This is a genomic window from Emcibacteraceae bacterium (assembly GCA_041396985.1).
GTDB lineage: Bacteria > Pseudomonadota > Alphaproteobacteria > Sphingomonadales > Emcibacteraceae > Pseudemcibacter.
Genome location: JAWKXO010000002.1, coordinates 1 through 20,295, shown reverse-complemented (window position 1 = coordinate 20,295; position 20,295 = coordinate 1). Strand labels below are relative to the sequence as shown.

19 protein-coding genes are annotated in these 20,295 nt (G+C 44.1%); 7 read left to right on the top strand and 12 right to left on the bottom strand.

Annotated features, from left to right (window positions below):
- Positions 1–6: 6 nt before the first annotated feature.
- Positions 7–1,467, top strand: a complete 1,461-nt coding sequence (locus R3D86_04730; GenBank protein ID MEZ5757506.1) for a serine hydrolase domain-containing protein — start codon at positions 7–9, stop codon at positions 1,465–1,467.
- A gap of 59 nt (positions 1,468–1,526) precedes the next feature.
- On the opposite strand, the gene R3D86_04725 is transcribed toward R3D86_04730, so the two are convergent.
- The 3 genes from R3D86_04725 to R3D86_04715 form a co-directional block, all read right to left on the bottom strand.
- Positions 1,527–1,976 (bottom strand): RidA family protein, encoded by a 450-nt coding sequence (locus R3D86_04725; GenBank protein MEZ5757505.1) that lies wholly within the window; start codon positions 1,974–1,976, stop codon positions 1,527–1,529.
- Between the two features lie 12 nt (positions 1,977–1,988).
- Complete coding sequence (locus R3D86_04720; protein ID MEZ5757504.1) at positions 1,989–3,266, bottom strand: serine hydrolase domain-containing protein; 1,278 nt, start codon at positions 3,264–3,266, stop codon at positions 1,989–1,991.
- Positions 3,267–3,365: 99 nt separating this feature from the next.
- Entirely contained in the window at positions 3,366–3,995 is a 630-nt protein-coding gene (locus R3D86_04715) for a LysE family translocator (protein MEZ5757503.1), read from the bottom strand.
- Between the two features lie 122 nt (positions 3,996–4,117).
- Here R3D86_04715 and R3D86_04710 point away from each other — a divergent pair, with 122 nt between their 5' ends.
- The 4 genes from R3D86_04710 (at position 4,118) to R3D86_04695 (ending at position 10,478) form a co-directional block, all read left to right on the top strand.
- On the top strand, positions 4,118–4,906 hold the full coding sequence (locus tag R3D86_04710) for a dienelactone hydrolase family protein (protein MEZ5757502.1): 789 nt from the start codon (positions 4,118–4,120) through the stop codon (positions 4,904–4,906).
- Positions 4,907–5,043: 137 nt separating this feature from the next.
- The gene (locus R3D86_04705) at positions 5,044–5,895 is read left to right on the top strand and encodes a cyanophycinase (GenBank protein ID MEZ5757501.1); all 852 of its coding nucleotides are present in this window, start codon (positions 5,044–5,046) and stop codon (positions 5,893–5,895) included.
- Between the two features lie 30 nt (positions 5,896–5,925).
- Positions 5,926–8,724 (top strand): cyanophycin synthetase, encoded by a 2,799-nt coding sequence (cphA, locus tag R3D86_04700; protein MEZ5757500.1) that lies wholly within the window; start codon positions 5,926–5,928, stop codon positions 8,722–8,724.
- A gap of 5 nt (positions 8,725–8,729) precedes the next feature.
- Complete coding sequence (locus R3D86_04695; GenBank protein MEZ5757499.1) at positions 8,730–10,478, top strand: Mur ligase family protein; 1,749 nt, start codon at positions 8,730–8,732, stop codon at positions 10,476–10,478.
- Here the strand turns inward: R3D86_04695 and R3D86_04690 are convergent, their stop codons facing one another.
- From R3D86_04690 to R3D86_04650, 9 genes are all read right to left on the bottom strand, one after another.
- Positions 10,479–11,369, bottom strand: a complete 891-nt coding sequence (locus tag R3D86_04690; protein ID MEZ5757498.1) for an isoaspartyl peptidase/L-asparaginase — start codon at positions 11,367–11,369, stop codon at positions 10,479–10,481.
- A gap of 91 nt (positions 11,370–11,460) precedes the next feature.
- Entirely contained in the window at positions 11,461–13,071 is a 1,611-nt protein-coding gene (locus R3D86_04685) for an alkaline phosphatase family protein (protein ID MEZ5757497.1), read from the bottom strand.
- 114 nt (positions 13,072–13,185) lie between these two features.
- Positions 13,186–13,893, bottom strand: coding sequence for a LytTR family DNA-binding domain-containing protein (locus R3D86_04680; GenBank protein MEZ5757496.1), 708 nt, complete (start codon positions 13,891–13,893; stop codon positions 13,186–13,188).
- 121 nt (positions 13,894–14,014) lie between these two features.
- Positions 14,015–14,500 carry a DUF1697 domain-containing protein gene (locus tag R3D86_04675; GenBank protein ID MEZ5757495.1) on the bottom strand — a complete coding sequence of 162 codons (486 nt, stop codon included), beginning with the start codon at positions 14,498–14,500 and terminating at the stop codon, positions 14,015–14,017.
- Positions 14,501–14,552: 52 nt separating this feature from the next.
- Positions 14,553–15,134: a hypothetical protein gene (locus R3D86_04670; GenBank protein ID MEZ5757494.1), complete on the bottom strand. Its 582-nt coding sequence runs from the start codon at positions 15,132–15,134 to the stop codon at positions 14,553–14,555.
- A gap of 20 nt (positions 15,135–15,154) precedes the next feature.
- The gene (locus R3D86_04665) at positions 15,155–15,550 is read right to left on the bottom strand and encodes a RidA family protein (protein ID MEZ5757493.1); all 396 of its coding nucleotides are present in this window, start codon (positions 15,548–15,550) and stop codon (positions 15,155–15,157) included.
- Position 15,551: 1 nt separating this feature from the next.
- Positions 15,552–16,739, bottom strand: coding sequence for an acyl-CoA dehydrogenase family protein (locus tag R3D86_04660; protein MEZ5757492.1), 1,188 nt, complete (start codon positions 16,737–16,739; stop codon positions 15,552–15,554).
- Entirely contained in the window at positions 16,739–17,548 is an 810-nt protein-coding gene (locus tag R3D86_04655) for an enoyl-CoA hydratase family protein (protein ID MEZ5757491.1), read from the bottom strand. Before R3D86_04655 ends, R3D86_04660 begins: the two co-directional genes overlap by 1 nt.
- An 11-nt stretch (positions 17,549–17,559) precedes the next feature.
- A complete protein-coding gene (locus R3D86_04650) occupies positions 17,560–18,309 on the bottom strand; it encodes an SDR family oxidoreductase (GenBank protein ID MEZ5757490.1) in 750 nt (249 codons plus the stop codon).
- A 145-nt stretch (positions 18,310–18,454) separates the two neighbouring features.
- On the opposite strand from R3D86_04650, the gene R3D86_04645 reads away from it, so the two are divergent.
- Positions 18,455–19,234 (top strand): cyclase family protein, encoded by a 780-nt coding sequence (locus tag R3D86_04645; protein ID MEZ5757489.1) that lies wholly within the window; start codon positions 18,455–18,457, stop codon positions 19,232–19,234.
- On the top strand, positions 19,234–20,295 hold a 1,062-nt coding region (locus R3D86_04640; GenBank protein ID MEZ5757488.1), incomplete at its 3' end, for a hypothetical protein. The genes R3D86_04645 and R3D86_04640, both read left to right, overlap by 1 nt.

Below are 20,295 nucleotides of genomic sequence, written 5' to 3'. Positions count from 1 at the left end.
AAAATAATGAGAACGCTACAATCAGTTTTGCTGTTCATTCTGATCTCTGTTTCTGCGGCTTTGGCGCAAAACGGACTTCCGACAAATTTTGACGAGACTGTGCTCAGCAATATGGAAAAATGGCACGCGCCCGGTCTTGGACTTGCCGTTGTCAAAGACGGAAAAACGGTGCTGACAAAAGGATATGGGGTAAAATCAATAAAGACCGGGGCACCGGCAGATAAAAACACACTGTTTCAGGCAGGCTCCACCACCAAGGCCTTTGCTGCAATATCCATTGCTATGCTGATTGGTCAGGGTAAAGCAGCATGGGATGACCCGATTATAAAACATATCCCGGAATTTAAAATGAAGGACCCTTATGTTCAGAACAACCTGACAATCCGGGATGCGTTAAGCCATGTCAGCGGCGTTTCAGCTTTAAGCAATATAAATATGTTTCTTGGCCTTAATATTGATGAAACTTGGGCTCTGATGGCAGAAACAGGTCAGCAGGCCAGTCTCAGGCAGAAATGGGAATATAATAATACCACCTTTGCCCTTGCAGGAAGGATAGTTGAACGCCTTTCTGGGATGAGGTTTCATGAATTTGTCAGAAAAAATATTCTAGATCCACTTGGGATGGATCATACCCGGCTTTTGGATTTTTCTGTTCAGAATGATCCGAACCGTGCGGAGGCGCATCAATATTATAAGGGCAAAGACTATCAGATCCCATATCCCTATATTGAATATACACAGTCGGCAGGCATGATCAATTCCACTCCGGAAGATATGGCAAAATGGATGAAATTTTTGCTCGCTAAAGGAAAGTGGAATGGCAAACAACTTGTATCATCTGAGCTGATTGAAGAGATGATGAAACCACAGGCCTTGCTGGATCCTGTAGATATGTATCCAGCCGCCACCACATATGATCAGCACTATTATGCTTATGGACTGGCCTGGTTTGTGCATGATTTTCGTGGCCATAAAATGGTTATGCATACAGGCAGCATTTACGGTATGTCGGCAATTATCGGGCTTCTTCCCGATGATAATATCGGTGTTTATATTTTTATCAATGGCGACCATGTCGAATATCGTCACGCCCTTATGTATCAGGTGCTTGATGATCTTCTGGGAAATATGGACACGGACTGGTCTGAGAAAATTTATCCCCTTTATAATGGTGATAGAAATTCAGAGAAGCCTGAAATAAAACGATATCCGGATATAAATGAAGATGCATTGGTCGGGGACTATGTTTTGGATGGGTCATATCCGCTCTATATTAAGAGAGAAGGGAAAAACCTTACTGCCCATGTCGGAAGGCTTATGTTTGAAATGGTCCGAGAAAATGACCGCTACCGGGTCATCAGCCCGGAAACCCGTGAAATTCCATGGGATAATTATCTTGAAATGGAAACGGTTGAGGGTGTCGTTACTTCCGTTACATTAAACGGGTTAAGGTACAAGAAAAAATAATTTGCTCTTCTTGCCTTCGCTATGAATTAATCTGCCCCTTGCGGGGCAGATTATAATGATCATTTCAATCCGACTGTTGCCATACATTCAATTTCCACCAGTGCTCCGCCTGATAGAATTAGGTTTCCTACACCACTTCTGGCGGGGGGATGATCGCCAAAATAACTGCGGTAGGCTTTATTAAGGGCCTCCCTATCATCAGGGTTTGCCATAAAGACAGTGCATTTAACAACTTCATCCAATGAAGAACCGTATTTTTCCAATGTGGCTTTTATATTTTTCATAATGTTATGAGTCTGAGTTGCAACATCGTCAGGGAATTTTCTGGTTTCGGGGTCTCTTCCGGTCATTCCGGAAAGATATAGCATATTGCCGACCCTTACGGCGGATGAAAGCAAGGCATCCGGACTATTGGTATAATATTCGACGGTATCCTTATTTTGTGACCAGGCTGTCTGTCCAAGTAAACCTGTGATTAATATTGCTATAATTAAACTTAATTTTTTCATGAATTTTTCCTTTTAATCTACGATTGCCTGATAAATCAAAGCCCTTAATTTATCGCTTTCATTCATATCTCCTGCCGGGATTAGCTGGGTCAGATAAACAAAAACAATTTTTTCCTTGGGATCAACCCAATATGTGGAATGGTAGGCACCGCCCCAACCGAAATTGCCTTCTGAACTTGGTTGGCCAAAGGCGCCCATGTCCATAACAATTTCAAAGCCCAGCCCAAATTTCCTCCCTGCACCGAATTCAATATCACCAATATGATTTTTGGTCATAAGCTCAACAGTTTTTCGGCTTAAAATTCTCGTCCCGTTTAATTCGCCACCATTTAACATCATCTGTAAAAAGGTGCCGTAATCATGGGTGGTTGAAATAAGCCCTGCCCCGCCGGAAAAGCTCTTACGCGGCCCATTGACATAATGTCCCTGCCCCACATGTCTTCCGCCGTCCATTTGTCCCGGATTATCAGCAAGGCTGATTTTATCCCCTTTTAAAGAATAAACGGTGGCCAGACGATCTACCTTTTCCTTCGGGACATAATAAGCGGTGTCATGCATATGGAGAGGATCCAGAATATTTTCCTTGATAAACTGATCTAGCGATTGCCCGGATATGACCTCAATAACAGCGCCTAGAATATCGGTGTTATAGCCATAGACAAACTGTTCACCAGGTTGTGCCGCCTGTGGAAGGCTGGCGATACGTCTGACCGTATTCCTGATCGGTTCATCCCGGTCCGCGAAATACCATCCGTAAATACCCGCTTCTTTCCATGCCGCTTCACCGGGACCTGTGCCGTAGCTGATACCGGCAGTATGGGTAAGAAGATCACGTATAGTGATTTTCCGCTTGGCAGGAACAACCCTATACCCGCCATTTCCGTCATCTTCCGCTACGGTTGTTTCCATATATTCGGGTAAATATTTTCCGACCGTATCACCAATCAGTAATTTTCCCTGTTCCTGTAAAATCATGATACCAACGCTCGTGATTGCTTTTGACTGGGAAGCAATTCGGAACATGTTGTCGTGCTTCATCGGGTCCTTGCTGGCGATATCGCGCATTCCGAAGGCTTTATGATAAACGGGCATGCCATTTCGCGTGACATATACGACGGCACCGCCAATTTTTTCCTGATCAATATAATCCTGCATTACCCCATCAATTCGGCTCAGCCGTTCAATGGACATTCCCTGATTAATCTGTGCATATGCGTTTGGTAAGGAAGATGTAAATAAGAGAAGCACAAAAATATAACGTGCTCTTTTAACAAAATTTGAAATTGTCATAATATTCCCCGTTCAGATGTTTTTATTATGGGGGAATGGTGACCTATTTTTGCTTATTTTGCAAATTTTTAGATTTACAGTTTGAAAACAGACTATCAGTTATGCAGTTTCCGTCAGCGCAAGCTTAAGAGCAAAACCAACAAAGATTGTTCCGGCAATCCTGTTTAATATAATCTGGGCTCTCTCTGATTTCTTTAGAAACTCACCTAGCCTTGCGGCCAAATAGGCGATTGAAATAAACACGATCAGAAATGCCAGAATGAATGCAGCGGCAAGCTCGATGGTTTGCCGGGCAAAATGGCCAAGTGACGGGTCAATGAACTGAGGAAAAAAGGCCAGAAAGAAAACAGCAATTTTAGGATTGCTGATATTCATCAGAATGCCGCGGCGATACAGCCGAAAATTACCCCGTGGTTTATTTGCCGTTTCTGATATTTTTGCTTTTCCCGCCCGAAAAGCGTGCCATGAAAGATAAAGGAGGTAAGCGACTCCGATGAATTTCAGAACTGTAAAGGCCGTTACAGAGGATTTGATAATAACGGTGACACCAAAAATAACAGCAGTCGTATGACAGATAAGTCCTGTTAATAGACCAAGTGTCAGACAAATTCCGGCAACGGGACCTTCCAATGCCGCCTGAGTCAACAGAAATAAATTATCCGGCCCCGGGACAAGGGAAAGTAATAGTGACGCCGTAAATATTGCCAGAAGCACTTCTGTAGAGACCATCCATAAACTCCAAATTGTTTTTTTCAGAATAAAAGAAAAACTATTGAAATCAATATTTGTCTTTCTTGAAGTTTTAGATCTTGTATGTCATGCTTTGAAAAATAAATAACGGGAGGTCATAAGTGAAATCATTATTAAATGCGGCATGCCTTATTGTTTTCTGGCTTTATGCGGCAAATTCTAACGCACAGGAGCTGACAATCAAAAAAATGGGACCTGGCCTCCATAGAATGGAGGTAACACATCCGGATGGCACTTTACAGCGCTATATCATCAGCATTCCGGAAGGATATGATGGCAGTAAAGCCGTACCGCTTATTCTTGGGCTTCATTACGGTTTCCAGAGGAAAGAAGGGTCAACAATACCTGAGCCTTACTGGGTGGAAGGATTTTTTACCAAAATTTACCAGCAGGCTTTTGAGCCGCTTGGAGCTATTTTTCTGGCGGCCGATTCAGTGAACGGGAACTGGTCAACGCCGGAAAATGAAAAAGCCGTTCTTAGCCTGATGGACAGTGTTATAGCCACATATAATATAGATCCGTCAAAAACCATAGTTACGGGCTACAGCATGGGTGGGTTTGGAACCTGGCATTTTGCCTCAAAGTTTCAGGATCGATTTGCCGGTGCACTGCCAATTGCCGGGATGCCGGCTGAGATGGACGGTTTTAGGGAAAACAGGAAAATGATTGATGTGGACTGGAAAATTCCACTTTATATCATTCATTCACGGGTTGATGGCCTGATTGATATCGGTCCGACGGAAGAATATGTGAAGAAACTGAAAGCCGAAGGCAAGGATGTAATTTTTCAGGTGCTGACGGTAATAACCCATCATCAGGAAAATCTTTTACCCGAACCAATGGGAAAGGCCGTGCCCTGGATCAGAAGAGTATGGGAAAATGCCAAATAATAAATTTTGTTTTAAATATGAAGGAATTAGGCTATTTATGGGGCTATAGCTTATTTTTTAAGCGGATCCGGTTTATTGAACCGGATCAATCGGGGCGGGGAAATATTTAGCCAACAAGTGTAAGGTTTAATAAAAGAATGTGTCCAGCAATAGTGGAAGAAGGACATCAAAGGGGTTATATCATTCCCATTGGTGGTGCTGAAAATAAAGATACCAACCCTTCTATTTTAAAAAAATTTACTGAAATTTCAGGTGGAACTAACGCAAAAATTGTGATTATTCCAACCGCGTCACGCCTTGATGATACAGGCGAAAGATATGAAAAAATATTTACGGATATTGGCGTTGGCGAAGTAAGCCATATTGATATTACAAGCCGTGAAGACTGCAACAATCCTGAATTTGCCAGCCGCTGCGAAGAAGCAACAGGTATCTTTATCACCGGTGGCAATCAGCTTCGACTGGCGACTATTCTTGGCGGTACAGCTGTCGCCCAGGTAATCAGAACAGCAAATGCCCGCGGTGTCCATGTCGCTGGCACGTCGGCTGGGGCATCAATTATGTCAGAACATATGATTGCCGGCGGTGAATCAAATGAATCACCAAGGGAAGGCGGTGCCATATTGGCACCGGGACTTGGTCTGACCAATGCCATGATTATTGATCAGCATTTTTCGGAACGAAACCGACTTGGAAGGCTGCTTTCGGCCATCGCCTTTAACCCGTTCCTGATGGGAGTGGGAATTGATGAGGATACTGCCGCTTTTATCGGCCCGGATGATATGTGCGAGGTGGTGGGAAGCGGAACGGTAACGATTGTTGATGGCGGGGATTTGACCTATTCTTCAGCTTATGGCACGGACAATACCAAAGCATTGGGCCTTCTTGGTCTAAAACTGGATATCCTACATGAAGGCTGCCTTTATAATTTTGATATCAGGGAAGCATTCCCGCCTATTGAAGATCGGCAGAATGTTTGTAAAATTTAAAGTTTAACTAAAATATTGAGAGGGACTTAAATGAAAATATTAAAAACGAATTTATATTTGGGGCCCAATCAATATGCCAAATTCAAAGTCATTCGCCATGTATTGGATATTGGCGTTCTGGAAGAGTGGCCATCAGCAAAAATAGGCAGTGATTTTGTTGACGGACTGGTGGATGCCCTGCCAGGGCTTCATGAGCATGGCTGTTCTTACCGTGTGCCGGGTGGTTTCATTCGTCGGCTCAGAGAAGACGAAGGTACATGGATGGCTCATATTATTGAACATGTCGCATTGGAGCTACAATGTGTTGCGGGGAATGAAGTTACGTTTGGCCGCACCCGATCAACCGGTGACGTTGGTCAATATAATATGGTTTATGCCTATGTTCATAAAGACGTAGGCTTGGCCGCCTGTGAACTTGCTATTAAGCTCTTGATGCATTTGTTGCCCAAGGAGTTGCAGGAAAAAACGGGCTATCCGATTGAAGTAGACTTTGACTGGGAAGAAGAACAGACAAGATTTATTAAAAGTGCGCAAAGGCATGCCTTTGGACCCAGTACCGCGTCACTTGTCGCCGCCGCGGAAGCAAGGGATATTCCCTGGCTGCGTCTGAATAAATATAGTCTGGTGCAATTCGGGCATGGCAAACACCAAAAAAGAATTCAGGCAACAATTACGTCCCAAACCAATCATATTGCCGTGGAGATTTCCTGTGATAAGGAAGATACCCATAATCTGCTGAATGATTTGGGGCTACCCGTGCCACAGCAACAAATGGTTTATAGCTCGAATGAAGCCGTTAAGGCGGCACAGCGTATTGGTTACCCTGTCGTTGTCAAACCGCTCAATGCCAATCATGGACGCGGCGTATCGATTAATTTGAGCAGTGATGAGGAAGTCGAAACCGCCTTTGATGTCGCAAAAGATCAGGGGACGAGCAGGGCAGTTTTGGTCGAGAGCTATATGACAGGGTTTGATCATCGGATGCTGGTCGTTGATAATGAACTGGTTGCGGTGGCAAAGCGTGTTCCGGGGCATGTTGTCGGTGATGGAAAACATACTATTGCAGAGCTCATAGATATTGTGAATGAAGACCCGCGTCGTGGTGTTGGCCATGAAAAGGTTCTTACAATTCTTGAAATAGACAGTCAGGCAAGGCGGTTAATGAAAAATGCCGGATATACAGAAGAAACAGTTCTTGAAGATGGTAAGATTTTTTATCTTCGCGATACGGCCAATCTTTCAACCGGCGGAACCGCCATTGATCTGACGGATGTTGTCCATCCGGATAATAAGGAAATGGCGCAGCGGGCTATTCAGGCTGTCGGGCTTGATGTAGGTGGCGTTGATTTTCTGACCACTGATATAAGCAAATCCTATAAAGTTGTGGGCGGTGGTATTGTTGAGGTAAATGCCGCACCGGGTTTCAGGATGCATGTGGCACCGTCAGAGGGCAAGGCTAGGGACGTTTCGGGAAAAGTGCTGGAAATGCTATTCCCGGTTGGAACGCCAAGCCGCATTCCGATCGCAGCCATTACAGGAACCAACGGGAAAACCACCACGTCAAGAATGCTGGCCCATATCATTAAAACCTGCGGATATACGGTGGGGCTTACCACCACTGACGGTATTTATGTTGATGGGAAGCAGACAGTGAAGGGAGATACTACCGGGCCGCGCTCAGCACAAATGGTCCTTCGGGATCCAACAGTTGACTTTGCCGTTCTTGAAACGGCCCGCGGCGGGTTGGTCAGAAACGGCCTCGGTTATGACAGTACCAATGTTTCAGCATGTCTTAACGTGGCGTCTGACCATTTAGGGATGGGGGGTATTGATACCCTGGAACAACTGGCCGAAATAAAAAGAATAGTGATTGAAGCGGCGACGGATACGGTCGTTTTGAATGCCGATGATAAACACTGCCTTCTGATGGCGGATTATGCTGACGCAGATAATATTTTCTATGTGACCATGCATCATGACCATGCACTTGTGAAACAGCATATTGATGCCGGTGGCAAGGCCTGTGTGCTTGAAAAAGGCATGAATGGGGATTTGATTACCATTTATGATAACAGTACACATATACCGGTATTATGGTCACATCTTATCCCGGCAACCATTGAAGGAAAAGCGCTTCATAACGTACAGAATGCCATGTTCGCAGTGGCTATGGCTTATAGTTTTGGTGAAGATCTGGACCAGATCAGGCTTGGGCTTAAAACATTTAATACCACATTCTCACAGGCGCCGGGACGGATGAATGTGTTTGACAAGCATGGCTTCCGTGTCATTCTGGATTATGCCCATAATCCGGCGGCCTTCAGCGTGATGACCGATCTGGCGGATAAACTGAATACCCACTCCCGTAAGCTTATTGTTGCTTCCTGTCCAGGGGACAGGCGGGACCAGGATGTTTTAGAAAGCACAGAAGTCATTGCCGGTCACTTTGACCATTACTACTTAAAGGCGGATGATAACCGACGCGGAAGAGGAACTGATGAAATCCCGAATATGATGAAAAAGTGCCTAATGGATCAGGGTGTAGCAGAAGAAAATATTAGCGTAATCCCGGATGAAGTTGAGGCTATTGATGCGGCACTGAATGCAGCGGGTGATAATGATCTACTGGTTGTTTTTGGTGATAACGTTACACGGTCCTGGAAGCAGATCATCAATTTCGGCGGTAATAAATCGGAAGCGGTTGCGGCCAAATCGGAAATTAAGATTAAAGCGCCGGCTTATGAAGACCTGATCGATGTCAATCTTCAGATCATAAGGGATGAGCGCGGTGTGCGTCTTGCCCGTGAAGATGTTGAAGATGGTGACTGATCATCATGGCCATAAATATCGAAGAGATTGAAGATTATCTGGATATCAGAATACCAGAATCCGATAAATTGACCCTTGAAAGCAGCAGAAGGGTAACCGGACCCGGCCTTTTGTGGGAAAAACCGGGTGCCATTCTGGATGTATATGTTAAGGATTTCAAAAAAGAAGATGTTATTACGGTCTGGTTGAGTGAAGTGAACCGGGTGCTCAAGGCAATTGGCTGGACAAATAGCCAGACCAAAACACGAATATTCGACACTGGAGTAAATCTGGCAATATCAGCGACCATTGATCTTCTTTATTCGGCCGTTTTTGTTATTGAAACCAGTTGGCAGCTGACGGCTTGCCGATTACTGGGGGAGCAGCCGGATGATTTTGAAAAACATATATCTGATCTTAAGGACGTAATTGCAAAAGAACAAAACCCACCATTGCTGGCCCTTCAAAAAGTAGCAGAAAAAAGGAATATTGATGTCCTCTGGGATGATGATTATGTGTCGCTCGGACATGGTATTGGGTCACAAAAATGGGGCATTAATGAAATTCCCTCTCCTGATAACGTGGACTGGAATATGCTTCATAATGTTCCGGTTGCCCTGATTACCGGCACAAACGGAAAATCAACCAGCGTTCGATTATCTTCAGCCATTGCCGCAGCGGCAGGTTTTATTAGCGGCTCTACATCAACCGATTATGTAAAACTCGGTGGTGATATTCTTGATTATGGTGATTATTCAGGACCGGGTGGTGCCCGTATGCTGCTTCGGGATAAACGGCTTGAGATGGCCTTTCTAGAGGTGGCCCGGGGCGGCATCCTGCGGCGTGGTCTGCCACTCAGACAGGCAGCGGCCGCACTGGTCACCAATGTTGCTGCTGACCATCTTGGCGAATATGGCATAAATACGGTTGAGCATCTTGCCGATGCCAAGTTTGCCGTTGCCAGAACACTTTCAAAGGACGGTGTGTTGGTGCTTAATGCAGACGATAAATATGTTGTCTCTAATGGTCTGGGTTCAGAAAAAAATCTTTGCTGGTATTCTCTGGATGAAAATAATGATCAGATTTTAAATGCGCTTCAGCAAGGAAATTTATGCTGCTGGCTAGAAGGAGGCGTAATCAACTATTTTGATGGTAAAGATATCAGCCTTAAGATGTCCGTAGCTGATATTCCGATCACCATGAATGGGGCAGCGCGATTTAACATTCATAATGCCATGGGGGCAATTTGTCTGACCAAAGCAATGGGGATTTCAAATGAGGCAATTATTGATGGGCTGATGCATTTCAGGTCGACACCTGAGGATAACCCAGGACGCTGTAATGAATTTAAGGTAAAAGGCGCGCGAGTGTTTGTTGATTTTGCCCATAATCCTCATTCAATCAATGCTATTACGGATATGCTAAGCAGTTTGCCATCCAGAAGAAAATTTTTGCTGATCGGCCAGGCCGGTGACCGGTCGGATCAGGATATTATTGACCTGACCAGAGGGGCCATCCGTTTTAAACCGGATCAGGTTGTGACCATGGATATGGTTGCCTATTTAAGGGGACGTGAGCTGGGTGAAGCGGCGGCCATTATCAAATCCGAATGTATGAAAAATGGAATAGATGTAAATGAAATACATCATTTTCCGTCTCCATCCGAAGGGGCAAAATTCATCATTGATCAATTGGAAGATGGCGACCTTGCACTGCTGCTGGCTCTCTCCGAGCGGGATAAGGTTTTTGCCATGCTGAAAGAAGCGGGCGAATAGTTACCGGCAGGGGGCAAAGGTGGTTGAAACAAGGTCCAAGCTGTCTGAAACAGCTGCCCGCTTCATTCCGTCCGAATTATAGGCCATGGCGATTTCGCCTTTTTTATTCACGGCAATAAGACCGCCATCCCCACCCAGTCTTTCCACTTCATCAAGCAGCCGCCAAAGGGCTTCTTCAAGTGTGTCTCCCGCCAGTTCATATCCATTGGCTGCTGTCAGTGCTCCACCGGCCCGAATAAAATATTCACCTGTTCCCGTGCAGGAAATGGCAATATCCTGATCAGCCCATGTACCGATACCAATAATAGGTGTATCGCCAACACGACCGGCCGGTTTTCCAAACACTCCACCGGTTGATGTAGCGGCGGCAAGGTTGCCATGAATATCAAGGGCCACTGCCCCGACTGTGCCATGGAACATTTCATAATTTTTGATGTCCTCTTCTGTGACACCAATAGGCAGGATATAATAATTTTTTGGGTCTAAAACAGATTCAAATCCCTGTTCAGATGCAAATTTGTTCGCGCCGTCAGCCGTCAACATGACACAGGGGGAGTTTACCAGAACGGCTTTTGCGACCCCGATTGGGCTGATGACATCCTTAATGGCGGATACGGACCCGGCTCTACGGGTATGGCCTTCCATAATGCTGGCATCCAGTTCAACCTGTCCCTCACTATTGGGGGCGGAACCTTTCCCGGCAACATAAAGGCCCGAGCATTCCAGATTGGCGACCATAATTTCTACCACATCAAGGGCACATTCCCCGGATTTCAGCAACCTTTCCCCTTCAGCGGCAAGCTCAGCAAGATGGGTTTCCACCACCGAATAATCTTCACCTGCTTTGGGGCCGGCACCGCCATGAAGGGCAAGGGCAAATTTATCAGACATTAATTTATCCATATGTTTCTATTATGTCTGCATATAGGTCAAAACTAAGGAATTGTCGATTAAAATTAAATCGATTCATTTTATACCGAATTCAATTTAACAAAGACTTTCCATCCAGATTCTTTGGGAATTCTATTCCAGCTCTTGATGCCAAAGTCGGCGCAACATCGACTGTTCGGGCTTTATCATTCATTTTAATATTTCCCATCCTATAAAATATTATTGGTACTTTACGGTCATATGAATATGGAGAGCCATGAACAACAGGGGCTGCATCAAAAAATGTATTTTCATTAAATTGTACGACAATGCCGTATCTTGCCGGGTGGTAATTTCTTTGGCCAGATCCCCAAAGCGGAAAATCGGGAATTCGACCTTTGACCCAGGATTTGCGGAATGCATCAATATAAGGATTCTTGCTTTCTTTTTTACCGTCAATTTCCTGTTGGGTTACAGCATCAAAAACAAAATCAAATTTCTCAATAACAGCTTCAAGTGAGGAAACAAGCTCGTCGCCTGTTAAGCTACTGTTTATTGCTTCTTCCTCAACAGCGTCCAATAGATCGTCAATTTGTTCATCAGTTATTCGGGTACCACGATTAAATCTTGCCTGTTGAAATTCAATTATATCAGGTGCGCCGTGATCGCCACTGATTGCCATTACATAATTGTCTTTACCTATTTTTTCATCCAGAAAAATTAACAGTTTTCCCAATGCGCGGTAAATTCTAAGCAATGCATCCAAAGTTTCCTGACTTCTTCCGCCAAAAGCATGGCCTATGTTATCGGTCGAATTTACTATGATTGCAAGATAGTCCGTTTTGTCATCTTGGCCTAGTTTTTCATTAATAATTGTGCTTTCTGCCAAAGAAAATAAGGCTTCATCAGCGATTGGCGTATTATAAAACCACTCATTATATAATGCTTCTTCAGTCGCATCGGGATCATCGGGTTTTTCATTTACAAATAGGTGAGGAAAGGTGAAATTTTTACCGAAATTTTCATAACCGGATGCATCTGGTTCAGCGAGCGAGCGAAATTCATCCGGAATTTCATTTTTCCATTCTTTGGCTTTGAATGTTGAAAGGTCTTTTTCGTTAAATTCATCAAGCCAAGCGGGTAATCGGTTTGCATAATAACTTGTGGTTATAAAGTGGCCTGTTGTCTGATCAAGCCAATAGCTGGCGTCGCCTTTTTTACCACCATATGCAATTGAGATTGTCTGTCCGGTTGAAAGGGCGATTGCTTTGGATTCAGGGTTGTTATCCTTTATCCAGTCGCTGATCGTCGAAACATATATGTTTTTTGGTGATGCGCTGGGACGGTCTTTATTTCCAGCAATCCATGTATTACTATCTGCAATTCCGTCAATCCAGCCCCAGCCGTTTTCACGCTCTATCCACCATTCATTCCCTGGGAACCCATGATGCGCCGGGTACATTCCGGTGCTTAGACTTAAATGACCCGGGAATGAGTTGGTAATGGCGTGATCCACCAGTCCGGACTCTATATAATTGCCATTTTCAATTACACGTTTGAAACCATTTTTAAATGCTGGTCTGTACCATTTAATATATTCTGATTTAAACTGGTCCAATGTGATCTGAACTATAAGTTTTTTTGAGGCTTCTTCGCCGAAACTATAATTTGAGCAGAGGCTTAAACTAATAATACCAGAAATTAAAACTAAGCATTTTTTCATAATTTTTGCCGTTACGTTATTATTAAATTGAAGATTGTCAGATTGAATAATGATCATCATCCGCTTTCAAGAAAATAGCAGTGAACGGTCGAAATTATGCAGTGAATGTTATGGCTAGAGTGTGTGGTTCTTTAATGCTGGTTTCAATCGGGAAAGCCCGGCACGGCTGATTTTTATAGTATCGCCATTTTTCATTATCGCATTTGAAGAGTGCTCCAATGCTTTAAGATGGCTAATATTTATTATAGCCGATCTGTGTATCTGAATAAATTCCTCTGTAGGAAGGCTATGATTTAGTTCTTTTAAAGAAATCCTTACATGGTATTTATGTTTATCTGTATGAATTCTCGCACAATATCCGTCTGCTTCAATCCAGATTATATCTTCTATGGATATCAGGCTGGTCTTGCCTCTTTCTTTAACTTCAAGAACTTTAATATTTACTGTGCCTTTTTCCTCGGATGAAGAAAGAAGAACGCTATGTCTGTAGTAAAGAATAAACAGGGCGACGATGATGACATCAATAAAAATCCAAAAAATAAAAAAGAAGGGATAAACGCCATACCGGGTTTCAGGAAAATCGACATATGGACTTAATTGATTGCCAATAACAACAAACCATCCCAAATGAAAAACCAAAAATAATGCAAACAGAAAGTAATATATCCAATTTCGGTGAAAATATTTTTTCCCGTAGGAATATTTCCTATAAAAAGCAAAAATAATGAGAGGAAACCAATTTGCTAATTGCCAGATTAATACATTAGAAAAGTTAACCAGATTTCTGGCACTTTCAACCCGCCAGTAAATAGCCATTGCCATCAAAACGGTAATAGACAGTAAAATCCATATTTCAACATATATTTTTCTAAATAGGGTCATTATTTTTGTTACCATATTGAAATATAAGGATAATTGCGTAGGCAGTAGAATTAGTCTTAAATTATAATCTTGATAATTCTATCAATTTTATAACTGATTTAAGATTACGTGTTGTTGCCTTGGTTTTCAGTTTATTTTCAATAAATACATTGGACAGGTTTGTTTTTCCATAGCCATTTGGACAATGCAAATAAATGACGCGATTGCCATATATTAATTTTTCAGGTTCTTTAACATAGTCCATTAATTTTTCTTTTAAAGTCGCTTCCGGATTATTTTCCAGAAAGGTCATAAGTATTTTTGTGCCGTCCTGTTCGGGGTCAAATTTCTTAAATGGCAGGTCATTAAGAATAGTGAAAAATTCATCTGTCTTTCTCACATCCACATGTACAAAAAAGGAATATCGGGTTTCAATTGACTGCTCAATCAGATTTTTAATTTGGTCGGGGTCTTTTAAGGCATGATTGAATATAACATTTCCGCTCTGGATATAGGTGGTCACATTTTCTGCGCCGATATTTTCATAAAGGGCTTTCAAATCGGTCATTTTAATTTTTTTCTGACCTGAAACATTTATTCCTCTTAATATTGAAATAAATTTATCCATTTTGCGGCGCGATAACCTTTCCGTCTCTGATGAAAATTTTGCGCCGGGAATTTTTAATGCAGCTTTTTAAGTCTGAAGATAAACGTTCTTGAATGAGAGGTAGATTTCCAGTTTCAATCAGAGGTCTCAGTCTGTCATTAAGAAACACCATTCTAAGCTCATGGCGCGGTTTTGCATAGGATATAAAACAGGGTATATCCTTCAGAATATATCCACATAATAGTTCGATGAAATTCAGATCTTCAACAACTGATTTCCGCCCAATAATTTCAAAATTAAGTGCAATTTTCCCTTGATATCCGGGGGGAATATTGTCGTACTCCCTTTTGATTAGAACGCCACTTTTGTCTGGTCTCCACTCCTCACCAAGCAAGGGTAAAAAGCGCCACATACAATACCACTCCCGGCATGTTTTTGGACGTGTCTGATAAATACTGCATCCGCCATCTTTTTTCAGATTTTTGCATTTTACGCCAGGTAGCTTAACCAGCTCCGGGTCTTCTATAATTAATTCAACACAGCAGGCTATACAGTTGCCACATTCTCTGTTTTTTACAAGTAATTCAGTTTCCACTTTTTCTTTTACCTGTTTGCTTAGGATTCAATTACTGCGGTTGTCTCAATTTCAATTTTTGCCTTGTCTTCCATCAGTGCAGAAACCTCCACACAAGCCATCGCAGGATAATTTTTTCCGATTACCTCTCGGTAAATGGCTCCTATTTCCTTTAAATTTTCAAGATATTCCTGCTTGTCGGTAATATACCAGGTCATGCGGACAATATGTTCCGGCCCTGCGCTGTCGGTTTTAAGCACGGTGATGATATTTTCCAGAGTTTTTCGAAACTGATCGGTGAGCTTATCGCTTTCAAATACTTCATCCTCATTCCAGCCTATTAGCCCGGCAATATAAATTGTCCGGCCACTATTGACACTGACAGCATTTGAATACCCTTTAGGTCTTGGCCATCCTTCCGGCAGAAGCTGTTTCATATTATGAATTTTCCTTATGAGTTTGTAGTAGCTGTCTGGCGATTATAATTTTCTGGACTTCGGTTGCCCCTTCATAAATGCGAAGGGCACGGATTTCACGGTATAATTCTTCAACCTTGACGCCGCTTACAACACCCATACCGCCAAAAATCTGTACCGCTTTATCAATAACATTCTGTGCACTTTCCGTTGCATGCAATTTTGCCATGGCTGCCTCACGGGTAACCCGTCGCCCCAAACTGTCTCGGGTCCAGGCGGCCCTGTAAATAAGCAGTGCACTGCTATCCACATCAACGGCACTTTCTGCCAGCATGCCCTGCACCAGTTGCAGATTATGCAGAGGTGCACCAAACAGGTGACGGTTATTGGTTCGCTCAACCGCTTCACTTAAGGCCCGACGGGCAAAGCCAAGTGCTGCGGCTCCAACAGTAGAGCGGAAAATATCAAGCGTTGCCATGGCGGCTTTGAAGCCCTCGCCAGCCATGCCGAGGCGTTTATTTTTTGGAATTTTACAATTTTTAAAACTAATCGTCGCTAGCGGATGAGGGGCAATGACCTTAATGCGTTCGGTGATTTCAAGGCCCGGTGTGTCCGCATCAATGATCATGGCGGAAAGCCCCTTCGCCCCCGGTGCTTCTCCAGTTCGGGCGAACAGAACATAATAATCGGCAATGCCGCCATTGGATATATAGGTTTTTGCCCCATTGACAAGATAATGGTCCCCTTTATCCTCCGCTGTTGTCGTCATATTGGCAACATCAGACCCGCTTTCAAGCTCGGTGAGGGCAAAGGCAGCAGTTTTTTTACCGGAAGCAACATCCGGCAGATATTCTTTTTTAATGTCATCACTTCCAAAAAGAGTAATTGTTCCGCTTCCAAGCCCCTGCATGGCAAAGACAAAATCGGCAAGGCCGTCATGACGGGCCAGCGTTTCACGGATCAGGCAAAGGGATCGGACATCAAATTCTTCAAATATTCCACCGTAAGCCTTGGGAATAACATAATTTAGCCATCCACCTTTTGCCAGTTTGGCAAGAATATCCCGGCATGCCTGATCAACATTGCCATGATTATGGTCATCGGTAAGATTGTTCTGGCACCAGTTTTCAATTTTTTCCGCAAGCTCACGATGGTGATCCTCAAAAAATGGCCAATTTAGGTAGCTTTTATCAACGATAATTTTAGTCATTAATCGCCCTCAAAAACCGGTTTTTCTTTATTGACGAAAGCATTGTAGGCCCGTTCAAAATCCTTTGTCTGCATGCAAATTGCCTGGGCCTGTGCTTCTGCCTCAATGGCAGTATCTAGTCCCATATTCCATTCATGATTAAGCTGATTTTTGGTTATGCCATTGGCAAAAGTGGGACCGTTTGCTATTTTACGGGCCATGGTCATGGCCGTCTCCATGAGCTCATCCGGGCTGGTAAGTTGGTTGAAATAGCCCCATTTCTCTCCTTCTTCCCCGGACATGGTTCTCCCTAAAAATAAAAGTTCAGATGCGCGGCCCTGTCCAATAATGCGTGGCAGAATGGCACAGGCGCCCATATCACATCCGGCAAGTCCCACCTTATTAAACAGGAAGGCGGTTTTACTGTCTGGCGTACCGATCCTAAGATCGCTGGCCATGGGGATGATGGCGCCGGCGCCGACGGAAATGCCGTCGACAGCCGCGATCACCGGTTGCGGGCAGGAACGGATTGCTTTAACCAGATCCCCGGTCATGCGGGTAAAATCCAACAGCTCCATCATATTCATTTTTATCAGCGGCCCGATTATGTCATGGACATCACCGCCGGATGAGAAGTTGCCTCCTTTGGGGCCAAAAATGACAACTTTGACATCCTTGATATATTGAAGGGCACGAAACAGGTCGCGAAGCTCGGCATAGCTTTCAAATGTAAGCGGATTTTTCCGCTCAGGCCGGTTAAGGCTTATGGTCGCGATCCCCTCTTGATAGGACCAGCAGAAATGTTCAGGTTTATAGCTTTCTGGGTTCATTTTTCTGTCCTTCAATTACCGTCTATCACAATGGCCTGTCCATTAATATTATCGTTTTTTGTCTGACATAGTTTTATCACCAGTTCTGCAATTTCTTCGGGCTCAACCAACCGCTTCTGGTTAGCGGCTTTTAAAATGCCTGCTAACGCATCCTGCCTGTTTCTGCCAGTTTTTTCCATAACATTTATAATTGATTGCTCAACCATTTCGGTATTGGTATAGCCCGGGCAAATGGCATTGACGGTGACATTGGTTTTAGTAAGCTCGAGCGCTAGCGATTTTGTCAGTCCCACCACCCCGTGTTTGGAAGCGGAATAAGCGGTGGTATAGGCGCAGCCTTCGACCCCTGCGGTACTGGCAATATTAATAATACGGCCATGATCGGTGTTAATAATGTCATTATAAGCGGCACTGGTGGTCAGATAGACGCTGGTTAAATTTACGGCCAAAGTATTTTCCCAGTCTTCAAGCGACGTTTTATTAAAAGGTGCCGCTTTGGCCGCGCCGGCGTTATTGACCAGAATGGAAATTGTTGCCCGCCCGGACGCATTTAGGAAGGCCTGTTCCACACTTTTTGGATCGGTTACGTCAACCTGATCAGCAAAAATTTTGTCATTTGTTTTTGCGACCTTTTCCAGTCGGTCCTTATTTCTGCCCATTATGGTCACGCGTGCCCCTTCGGCCACCAGAGCCATAGTGATAGCCAGACCAATACCTGTTGCACCGCCGGTGACCACTGCGTGTTTATTGGATAATGACATAAAGACCCTTTCATAATATCATTACATGTAAGGTAAAAAGAGAAGCGCGCAGGAGCAAGCAAATTATTCATCTGACATCAAATATGATATTATTTGCAAAATCAAATGATTCGTGTGAAAATGGATAAAAAGGGAGAATTCAATTATGAGCAATATATTAAACGATCTGGCCGCAGGGTTGATATCAGGAAAAGTGAAAGTTGTTGATCTTACGCAAGTGCTAGGACCCGATACTCCGATTATTCATTTGCCGGAAGAAATTGCTGTCAATTCACCGCCATTTTCAATGCAGGAAATTTCAAAATATGATGATAACGGTCCGGCCTGGTACTGGAATACGATTACATTGGGGGAGCACACAGGCACCCATTTTGATGCGCCTATTCACTGGGTAAGCGGCAAGGATTATGCCAATGGTGGCACGGATACTATTCCTCCCCAAAATCTTGTCGGACCTGCCTGCGTTATTGATTGTTCTGCGGAAGTGGCAAATGACAATGACTATCTGCTTACTGCTGACGGGATTAAAGCATGGGAAAAGAAAAATGGTGATATTCAAGCCGGTTCCTGGGTATTGATGCGCACAGACTGGCTGAAACTGGTTGGCCGGGATAATTTCCTAAATGCCAATGAAACGGGCCCACATTCCCCCGGACCATCGGCGTGTTGTATAAAATATCTGATTGAAAAAAATGTGCTTGGCTGGGGCGTAGAAACCGTTGGTACAGATGCCGGTCAGGCGGCCATGTTTGAAGTACCGTTTCCGGCCCATTCAATGATGCATGGAGCGAATAAATATGGCCTGGCAAGCCTGACCAATCTAGATAAGTTGCCAGCGACGGGGTCAATTGTTATTGCGCCGCCACTGAAAATTGAAAATGGCTCAGGAAGTCCGCTTCGTGTGCTGGCCCTGACAATGGCCTGATGGCAGAACGGTCTTTTAAAAAAGAAGTTGAAAAATTAAGGCTCGGCGAAGGCGATGAATTTCGCGGGGAAGGCATCCTTGCGGTCACCAAAGGGTTATTGCAAGCCGGGGTTTCCTATGTTGGTGGTTATCAGGGTTCCCCCATTTCCCATCTGATGGATGTGCTGGCGGATGCAGAGGATATTATGAATGCACTTAACATTCATTTTGAAACCTCTGCCAGTGAGGCGACGGCGGCAGCAATGCTTGCAGCATCGGTGAATTATCCGCTTCGCGGCGCAGTGACCTGGAAATCAACGGTGGGGACCAATGTGGCCAGTGACGCTCTTGCCAATGTGGCCTCAGGCGGGGTGACCGGCGGTGCTCTTGTCATTGTCGGTGAAGATTACGGGGAAGGTTCCTCAATCATGCAGGAACGAAGCCATGCCTTTGCCATGAAATCACAAATGTGGCTGCTTGATCCCCGTCCTAACCTAACATCAATCGTGGAAGCGGTAGAAACCGGATTTGAGCTTTCAGAAAGTTCGAACACGCCTGTGCTACTTGAGCTACGCATTCGGGCCTGCCATGTTTATGGACGATTTAAAGCCAAAAATAACAAACGTCCGGATTTTACCCTGCAGGACGCGATGGAAAACCCGAACAGGGACACGTCCCGCATAGTATTGCCGCCCGCCAATTATTTACATGAACATGAAAAACTGACCAAACGTCTGCCGGCGGCTATTGAATTTATCAGATCAAATAAGCTTAATGAGCTACTTGGGGCGGAAAATGGTGAATACGGAATTATCGTGCAGGGCGGGCTTTATAACAGTTTGATCCGCGCCATGGAACTGTTGGGCTTAAGCAACGCTTTTGGTGATGCAAAGCTGCCGATATATGTGATGAATGTCACGTATCCGGTGATTGACAGTGAGATCCTCGATTTTACCAAAGATAAAAAAGCCGTGCTACTGGTTGAGGAAGGTCACCCCAATTATATTGAACAGGAACTTAATATGATCCTGCGTCATGCCGGAAGTGATACGATACTTAATGGCAAAGACATGATCACGGAT

Excerpts from the sequence above, each read along its gene's own strand:
- R3D86_04685 (MEZ5757497.1), bottom strand. The coding sequence starts at position 13,071 with ATGAAAAAATGCTTAGTTTTAATTTCTGGTATTATTAGTTTAAGCCTC.
- R3D86_04645 (MEZ5757489.1), top strand. The coding sequence starts at position 18,455 with ATGAGCAATATATTAAACGATCTGGCCGCAGGGTTGATATCAGGAAAA.
- R3D86_04660 (MEZ5757492.1), bottom strand. The coding sequence starts at position 16,739 with ATGACTAAAATTATCGTTGATAAAAGCTACCTAAATTGGCCATTTTTT.
- cphA (MEZ5757500.1), top strand. The coding sequence starts at position 5,926 with ATGAAAATATTAAAAACGAATTTATATTTGGGGCCCAATCAATATGCC.
- R3D86_04695 (MEZ5757499.1), top strand. The coding sequence starts at position 8,730 with ATGGCCATAAATATCGAAGAGATTGAAGATTATCTGGATATCAGAATA.
- R3D86_04715 (MEZ5757503.1), bottom strand. The coding sequence starts at position 3,995 with ATGGTCTCTACAGAAGTGCTTCTGGCAATATTTACGGCGTCACTATTA.
- R3D86_04650 (MEZ5757490.1), bottom strand. The coding sequence starts at position 18,309 with ATGTCATTATCCAATAAACACGCAGTGGTCACCGGCGGTGCAACAGGT.
- R3D86_04655 (MEZ5757491.1), bottom strand. The coding sequence starts at position 17,548 with ATGAACCCAGAAAGCTATAAACCTGAACATTTCTGCTGGTCCTATCAA.
- R3D86_04680 (MEZ5757496.1), bottom strand. The coding sequence starts at position 13,893 with ATGGCAATGGCTATTTACTGGCGGGTTGAAAGTGCCAGAAATCTGGTT.
- R3D86_04720 (MEZ5757504.1), bottom strand. The coding sequence starts at position 3,266 with ATGACAATTTCAAATTTTGTTAAAAGAGCACGTTATATTTTTGTGCTT.
- R3D86_04665 (MEZ5757493.1), bottom strand. The coding sequence starts at position 15,550 with ATGAAACAGCTTCTGCCGGAAGGATGGCCAAGACCTAAAGGGTATTCA.
- R3D86_04690 (MEZ5757498.1), bottom strand. The coding sequence starts at position 11,369 with ATGTCTGATAAATTTGCCCTTGCCCTTCATGGCGGTGCCGGCCCCAAA.
- R3D86_04675 (MEZ5757495.1), bottom strand. The coding sequence starts at position 14,500 with ATGACCGATTTGAAAGCCCTTTATGAAAATATCGGCGCAGAAAATGTG.
- R3D86_04725 (MEZ5757505.1), bottom strand. The coding sequence starts at position 1,976 with ATGAAAAAATTAAGTTTAATTATAGCAATATTAATCACAGGTTTACTT.
- R3D86_04705 (MEZ5757501.1), top strand. The coding sequence starts at position 5,044 with ATGTGTCCAGCAATAGTGGAAGAAGGACATCAAAGGGGTTATATCATT.
- R3D86_04730 (MEZ5757506.1), top strand. The coding sequence starts at position 7 with ATGAGAACGCTACAATCAGTTTTGCTGTTCATTCTGATCTCTGTTTCT.